Below are 8,240 nucleotides of genomic sequence, written 5' to 3' on the forward strand. Positions count from 1 at the left end.
ATCAAGCTCGTTGTTAGCGGCGATTAGCTCGTCACCAGCAACTCTTATAATATATCATGTTCGGCCGATTAATGCAAGCTCTTTTTTTAATTTCTTTCTGAGCTCAAATTGGTGTCTCGCGGCCAGAAATATAATATATCATGGATCGACATACTACGCAAGCTTTATTTCAAAAAAATCTAAGTGACTACTTTTCACCTCATCGGCGTTGCAACCTTCCTAATTTTATAGCGTCCACTTATAGTAACAGCGTGGACTGTACTTTAATCGTGATTTCTACTTTCAAGACAAGCGGGGTGGTTCTATTGAAGATCTTGCATAACCTCTAGCTTCCCCCAAAGGGGGTTTTGTATGCAATGAGCAGAAGCGTAAAAAGGCAGCCTGTATTCAGCGATCAACAAAAACACGGTGCTTCCTGGGCTAAGATGCAAGCGGCCAAGGCCGTTCGCCGCTACCCGGGCGAGATACCACGCGGGAAATGGTACCGGAAATTGTACTGCAGCTGGAATATCTGTGATTACAGCTTCTACACCACCAAGGAGCAGGCAGTTCAGGAGTGGGAAACCGAGAGTTGGAGAAAAATGCGATTCCCGTCACGCGTAGAGGCTATTCAGGAGTGGAGCAAGTTCTATAGAAGAAAGTAATAAAAAGAGGCCGCGGCAGGGAAGCGCCGCGGCCTCTTTTGGCTATAGTCTCAGGCCGTATGTTACTATTTCGCTCGGACCAATCTCCAGCGTCAGTTCTCGCGCTGGCCCCTCCATGACCGGAGAAGCTGGCTGCTCCAGAATAGTTGTTTTGTACAGTTGGACCTGTGAAACATTCGGGGTCAGTTGAAGCTGCGCCGGCCTGCTGGACATGTTATACCAGCGCAGAAGGAGATCGCCCGTTACTTCGTTCATTTTCATCGACGAGAAAGCCAGTTCCTCGCCCTCCCAATTGAGGGGAGCATAACCGGAAGTCCAAGTTCCCTGATGCTGACCTGTCTGGCATACAGTCCAAGGAATCTGGTACTGATAGGCCTCGGCGTAAGCACCAGAGCCAATCCCTTCTCCGGTGTGAGGGATCAGTTCCAGGTACGCGGTGGATTCACCCAGGCATTGGGCCTCAGGTGTCGGGAACCAGCCCCAGTCTCCAAGCTCCCCTACGCTGCGAAGCAACGTAACAGCAATTGTATTTCGCCCGTCCCGCAGCACCTCATATTCATTCAGCCCCAGGTTAGCGACTGTCAGGCCCGCATCGCCACTGCTGACATCTACAAAGGCCTGCTGATGCTGGGTGTTGCTCGGATTCTCCCATTCCGGGGCAGGGACATTGTCCCGTTTGGCAATTTCGAACATCGAATCTGCATAATGAACCCCGGCTGAAAGGTCCGTTGGGAACAACATCCGCACCCGGTGGTCTTTGGCCTGGTTATTGATAGTCGATTCAATATGCACTCCCCTGCCCTCACGTTCCAGTGTAACCACTGTACGCAGCTGGAGAGTTACGGTATTCAAGCTCCGCTGGGCTTTGCGCTCAGGGTAATAGACCAGCGCACGTTGCTCCGCCTCCAGAGTGACATCCCCTGAAGCAGGAACAACCCAGTCATGTTGGATCTCGATCGCTGCCCGGAACGGACTGTCCTCAAGCACGCGAATGGAGGCGGACTGCCCTTTGGTGGTCAGGGCCTGTTCCCCTTCCGGCTGTTTGTACATATATTCATTGCCGATATCTCCTGTATCCTCGTAGATGCCCAGATCACGGTAGAGGACACCGCTTGCTTTGTGAAGCAGCGTAAATGAACCATTCTCAGCCACCTCAACCTTTAGTGCCGTATTCTCCAGACCGCGTTCTCCAACTAATAGAGAGGTTTGCACAGGAGCCGCAGCAGAGGACTGCACCCATGCGTAGGCACGAAGCCCAAGCGCAGGCACATTCCGGGCTTCAAAGGCCAACTTCACCTTGCGGCACATATAAGGCTGGCGGAACTTGTCATCGGGGAGGTCATAACCAAACCCAAGACCCAAGTCTTCTATAGTACATTCTACAGGCTGGCCAAGATCATTCACCAGCAGACGTCCGGACAACGCCACCTCCTGCATTCTGCGGGCGGTCTCATCCAGCGGATATCCCTCCCGCAGATACAGCCGGGCCACATCCAGCTCTATGGTAACAGTCCCGGTACGGTTCCAGCCGGTTGTGTTCATCACTACAAAAGGAACAGCATCCCCGCCGTAAGCGGCAAAGCCGGAAGTGTCCACTTGGTCGGCAATGAACTGCGCGCTGTCATCTATGATGCTCTCGGCCACATGGCGGCTTTTATCAAAACGCGTCACCATCTCCCGGTGCACCTCATCCACACTGCAGCCGCAGATGCTGTCATGCGGATGATTCTGCATCAGCGTCTTCCAGGCATAGGTGAACAGATGATGCGGATAGTCCTGTCCGGCAAGGCTGGCGATGGAGGCGAGAGGTTCGGCTACTTTTTCCAGCAGCGTCTGACCCTTCTGGTTCATCTGCTTCAGATATACTCTCGCCGAAGCCGTGTTCACCAGGGTGCCCCAGCCATCTGTACGCTGACTGCGCAGCTCCCCGGTAACGGTGGAGAGCTCCCGCTGTGCCGCCGACAACTCACCCTCTACAGCACGCAGGTAATCCGGGAAGTTCGAATGAACGAACTCAACCTCCGGGTATAAAGTTTGAGCACGTTCGATCGCTTCCGGCAGATCCAGCTGCAGTGGTTGATGGTCGCAGCCATTCATGAACAGCAGTTCTCCCGTTGAGGCATATTTCTCGGCATCGGCCAGTTTGCGGTCCCAGAATTCACGGGCAGCAGCTTCCTGCTCAGGAACTTCATTGCCGTTGGAATACCAGTTGGCGAACAGTATGCCGAGAATCTTCGAGCCGTCAGGCCCCTCCCAGATCAGCTCGGAGAAGGAAGACTCATAACCCGCATCTGACACTGTATTATTGAAACCGGTGGGCTTAACCCCCCGTCCGAAAAAGGCATTGCTGATCCCGGACTGCAGCATCAGCTGCGGCGTTTGTCCAACCAGTCCGAAGGTATCGGGAAAATAGCCGATTTTGGAAGGTTCGCCGTACTTCAGTGCATCCTGATGCCCGATCTGCATATTACGCACATTGGCTTCGCCGCTTGTCAGGAACGCATCCTGCAGAATATACCAAGGACCGATCAGAATCCGCCCTTCACGGATATACGCTTCTAGCTTCTTTTTGTTCTCCGGCCGTACCTGAAGATAATCCTCCAGAATGATAGTTTGACCGTCGAGATAAAAGCTTTTAAAAGCCGAATCGCCGTCCAGCTTCGCAAGCAGTGCATCCACCAGCTGAACCAGACGGACATGGTGCTTCTCATAGGGCAGATACCATTCCCGGTCCCAGTGCGTGTGGGAAATGATATGTGCGGTTTTTTTCTTTGCCATCAGCCTGTCTCCACCCCTTCGCTTCCTTTACCTGAATGAATTGTAATCGTTACTTCTTCCGGTCTGTACACAGACACCAGCTGCCCTCCCGGGTCGGCTGCAAACAATACCGAACGTTCCTTCTCCAGCCGGAAGGCATAGCGGGTACCCGTGATCGGATCTTTTACTTCAATCTCAGCGTCCCAGGCATATTCGGATACAAAAATAAACACTGACCCGGCGGCAAAAGTGAGTTTGCGTCCATACACGCCCGGCAGGTCGCCACCGCTGATCCATTCCAGCTCCGTGACAATGCCTGCCGCTTCCGCGGCGTACCGGTAAAGCGCCGCAATCGGCTCATCCCGGTCATTCAGCTCCAGCGGAAGCGGACACCAGATCAGGCGGCCCGCTCCGATCAAACGTTCGACAAGGCTGTCCCCCGGCAGCCCGGAGAGAGTCTCCGTGCCGGCAGGCAGCAGCGTCTCCTTTACCAGCTCGGCAATCCGCTTCTGACCGTAAGAAACGGCGTAACGGCGCCCGTCAAGCTGGAGCTGTTCTTCGCGGCGCACATTGCCCGCATGGCGCGGGCCCACAATAGCATCCATCCGGTCCGAAGACTGCCAATAGGCATCCAGTCCCAATGCTCCGGTAACGAGCAGTACTGCACCCGTACGCTCCACAAGGCCCAGCAGCCGTTCAAGCGCTCCGCTGTCCAGGTTGTGTATGCCCGGGAGCAGAATCAGCTTGGGCGGCTGCGTTTCCAGAGGGGCCAGGTCGTATTCCGATACGGCCCGGAAAGGCAGACGCAGCTGGTACGACATAATCCGTGTCAGACGGGTGGTCGCATCATAAGCCAGCTTACGGTTGGAGAAGTCATTGGAATAAGGGAATACGGCGGCAATATCCTCAAGCCCGCGCCCGTCAAACAGCGAACCGGCTGCACCGATAAAGCGCCCGAAATCATAGGAAACATCCGCTTCCGGCTTTTCGGTGCCGTCGGCCCGCAGCGCGCCGATCTGTGATTCATTGGCATTGTCCATATAAAAGTTCGTATTCCAGATCCACTGGACCGCTCCGGCTCCCCCGGAGGCAAAGGCATAAGCATATTTGCGTTCCAGCATGGAGCGCAGCTCCTCTTCGCTCCGCTTGGCCCGTCCATCGGGTGTTTCCACGTACATGATGCCGGTCTCCTGAATGAGGTTCGGCTTATGGGCTGTTTTGGCAAAAATTCCGCTCCACAGCAAATTGTCATTAAGCCACCAGGTGTGAACCGTCGTATAATCAACTGCCTGTTCATAAAAGAACGGCGAAGGCCGCTGGGCCCCCAGCGCTTCATCCTGTCCGACAGTCACCAAATGACCGGGACACAATTCTTTGATGGTTCCGCTCAGTTCCTTGGCCCAGGCATTGTGCATATCCATCGAGAACAGGCAATAATCGAGCCAGCGTGTGCCGCGTTTGCCGGAATGAATATCCTGGATGCTGAAGTTGATCTCCGCTTGCTCGGGCGGCAACGCGGCTGTGAAATCCGGCAGCTCCAGCGGCGTCATATTCCAGCGCTCCTGCAGAACCGCGATGCTGCCATGGCGTTGTTCCAGCCAGGCTGAGAACGCTTGCCGCTCATAGCTGTCCCTCGCTGAGCTGGGCCCATCCGAGAAAATCCGCGGCGGATCGAACATCGAAGGTTCGTTGATCAGATCCCAATCGACATGGGTGGTTGCCTTGTGCCGCGAGACGATGGAGCGGATGAACCGTTTTTGGGCTTCAACGCTGCGCGGATCAAGATAGGGGTTCGTCCCTTCCCAGGTTTCGGGTGTAAACGAGAAAAAGGTAAAGGTCACTTGCAGCCCATGCCGCTTCGCAGTCAGCAGAAAAGCATCGATAGCCCGCAGTACCTCTTCCGAGGCATGGCCGTCCACCTGCATCATATTGCGGTAAGCGGTCCAAATCCCGGTCCGAATCCAGTTGATGCCCGCCTTCTTCATCTGGGCCATGTCACGGTCCCACACATCGGCATTCGGCAGGAACAGGAATTTGCGCGCTACGTCCGAGGTCATATAGGTCATGCCAACTACAGGCAGCGGCTGGCCTTCTTTTATAAAATAATCTCTCCCTGCCCGAATTGGCTCTCCCTGCCGGAGCAGGGCCGCATCATAACTCCAGAAGCCTTGGCGCAGCACCCGTACTTCGCCGGTCTCAGACTCCGCATGGCAGGAGAGATGGTACATCCCGGCTTGCAAAGCAGCAGTAACAGGAATGCGCAGAATGTTCAGTTCGCGGCTGACCGTAAGATCACACTCGTGCTTGAAGCAGGGGGCGGACTCGCCGTTCCTGTGCACCGTGAGCTTCAGCTTCCAGCGCGCGGAAGACTGCGCAGAGAAACTGCGGCTAAGGAGCTGCCCCTGCACAGTCAGCAGCGGACGTTCACCTTCTTCATAGGAAGCATAGTTAGGCTTCAGCCACAGCTCGGTCACGCCCCGGGCGGCAAAAGCGGCCCAGCGGTCCAGGACCTCACCGCCGCCCCGCTTCCAGAATTCCTCCGGCAGCGGCTGGCCGATAAAGATCCAGCGGCCACCCGCGAAGGGCCCGCCGACATGCTCCCACAGCACAGCCGGTGCGGAGACCTCGCGATTCTCTGCGGTCACTCCCTTGAGCAGCGGATAAATCCGCGTGTCCATTGGCCCGCTTGAGCCCATTTGCTCCGGCAGGTCGCTGCTTTTGGTAACATGCGGCACCAGGTTCCAGGTATCCGCCAAAGGCAGCAGCTGTTCATCGCCTGCGAAGAGCGGAATATCGCTATGGGCAGTGTGCCGCTGAATGCGGTCCGCGCTGTTCACGCGCAAGGCTTCATGAATATGGAGCTGGCGGTGATAGGCGGTCTGCTCCGCTTCAATCTTCCACTGATCCCCTGCACGCCGTACCGGATGTTTAAACGGTGCACCGCCGATGCTGATCAGGGCTCCCCCTCTGCGCAAGTAGGCGACAATGGCCGGCCAGGCGCCTTTGGGAAAATAAGGGGCATGGAGGCTAACGAAGCAGCCTCCGGCCGGTGCCAAGTCCAGTGCCTCCGCCAATTGATCGGCATGGACTATGTGCTGCAATCCGCCGCTGGACTTGACCCATTCAGGCGTCAGCCCGGCAGCGGCCGGGAATCCCGGAAACGACGGGTCGCAGAATACAATCACCGCGCCCCCGCTCACAGAATGCCTTCCTTCATCGCCCGGTAGACAAGTTGTGAGAACAGACTGTTGGACCAGGCGAACCAGCTGCGCGTAAACACTTCAGGATCATCCACATGGAAACCCTCATGCATATATCCGGTTCCGGCATCGGTATTCTCCAGCATCGCGATCAGCTCCAGCTTTTCTTCGGCGGTCTGTGCGGTAATTCCCTGCATGGACAAAGCCATATGCCAGACGTAATTCTCCGGGGTATGCGGGCTGCCGATGCCTTTGGCGGCAGTTCCCTCATAATAGAACGGATTCTCTTTGCTCAGGGCGAACCGTCTGGTGTTCTGGTAGATCGGATCATCCGCCGAAGCGTAGCCCAGGTAAGGGATGGAGATGAGCCCCGGCGTTCCTGCATCGTCCATCAGGCAGTAATTGCCGAAGCCGTCTGTCTCATAAGCATAAATGGGACCAAACTCCGGATGACGGTAAATGCCATATAGCTTGATGCCATGGTCCACTTCAAACTCCAGCTCTTTCAGCTCAGCCAGGAAGTCAAGGTCGCGGAATACCCACTCTGCGAATTCCTGCATCTGACGCAGGGCTACAACCGCGAACATGTTGCCGGGAATGTTGTAGTGGAAGTCGCAAGCGTCATCACTGGAACGGAAGCCGGACCAGATCATTCCGGTATAATTCACCGGCATGCCGAGACCCCCGTTACGCAGCGAATCCTCGGGAATGCCGTTATTGCGGGTGAAGCGGTAAGGAGACAACTCGAAGTGGCGCTGCTCTCTTTTGAACAAATCGACAATCTGGCGCAAGGCCGACTTGAAACCGGCGTCGAAGAAATCGGTCAGCCCGGTCTCTTTCCAATAGGTATAAGCCAGACGAACGACAAAACACAAGGAGTCAATCTCGAATTTCCGTTCCCATACCCAAGGTGACATCTCGGTCTCATCCGTGGTGTTCCAGTGCCAGTCATTCGCCGACTCATTGAACGCATTTGCGTAAGGATCGATATGAATATACTGAATCTGGCGTTTGATCAGACCGCCGATGATGCGCTGGAGATCAGGATCGTTTTTGGCCAAAGGCACGTACTGAATCACCTGTTCCACGGAATCGCGCAGCCAGGAAGCTGGAATATCCCCTGTAATGACAAAGGTTGTGCCGTCATCCAGCAGTTTGGTGGTCGTCTCCAGTGTATTCGGAAAACAGTTCTTGAACAGCTGCAGCAGCTTCGGGCGGTGGGCCAATTTCTCCTCCGCCTCCGCAAGCACCTCCTGTATGGCCTTTGGCAGCGGAAGCTGGGGCATTGCTATTTTGGGTAGTCTGAATTGTTCCAAGAGCGTTGTCTCCTTTGCTGATGTCATCTGAAAATTAGGGTTGTGTATCTTATTTAATATGGCTCTACCGCAAAATAAGCGGTTTACAGACTTAACGGACCGGAGAAACGTTATTTCGCGAAATCAGCTCATTTTTCTGGTCAAACGGACTCAGGAGCCGCTAAATGTTCCATGGACCCTCGTTTCGGGCTAAAGATCATACAATAAGAGCACCTGTGTCCGTATAAAAGGACAACCCCATTCGTTGCCTCAAATAAGAACCCCTGTGATTTAGACTAAGAGGTGGACACGGAAAGTACAACTCATGGATAATAGAATCAAAC

Annotated in this window: 4 protein-coding genes; 1 reads left to right on the forward strand and 3 read right to left on the reverse strand. The window is 54.9% G+C overall.

Features of this window, described 5'->3' with window-relative positions; genetic code table 11:
• The first annotated feature begins 356 nt into the window (after positions 1-356).
• Complete coding sequence (locus tag IEY53_RS34220; RefSeq protein WP_189032749.1) at positions 357-644, forward strand: hypothetical protein; 288 nt, start codon at positions 357-359, stop codon at positions 642-644.
• Between the two features lie 42 nt (positions 645-686).
• Here the strand turns inward: IEY53_RS34220 and IEY53_RS34225 are convergent, their stop codons facing one another.
• From IEY53_RS34225 to IEY53_RS34235, 3 genes are read right to left on the reverse strand one after another with little or no spacing between them, the layout of a single operon-like run.
• Positions 687-3,422 carry an alpha-mannosidase gene (locus tag IEY53_RS34225; RefSeq protein ID WP_189032751.1) on the reverse strand — a complete coding sequence of 912 codons (2,736 nt, stop codon included), beginning with the start codon at positions 3,420-3,422 and terminating at the stop codon, positions 687-689.
• Entirely contained in the window at positions 3,422-6,601 is a 3,180-nt protein-coding gene (locus IEY53_RS34230; protein WP_189032753.1) for a beta-galactosidase, read from the reverse strand. Before IEY53_RS34230 ends, IEY53_RS34225 begins: the two co-directional genes overlap by 1 nt.
• The gene (locus IEY53_RS34235; protein ID WP_189032755.1) at positions 6,598-7,917 is read right to left on the reverse strand and encodes a glycoside hydrolase family 125 protein; all 1,320 of its coding nucleotides are present in this window, start codon (positions 7,915-7,917) and stop codon (positions 6,598-6,600) included. The genes IEY53_RS34230 and IEY53_RS34235 overlap by 4 nt, the downstream gene beginning before the upstream one ends.
• Positions 7,918-8,240 lie beyond the last annotated feature (323 nt).

The sequence above is a fragment of the Paenibacillus albidus genome, from assembly GCF_014644435.1.
GTDB classification, from domain to species: Bacteria; Bacillota; Bacilli; order Paenibacillales; family Paenibacillaceae; genus Paenibacillus_AQ; species Paenibacillus_AQ albidus.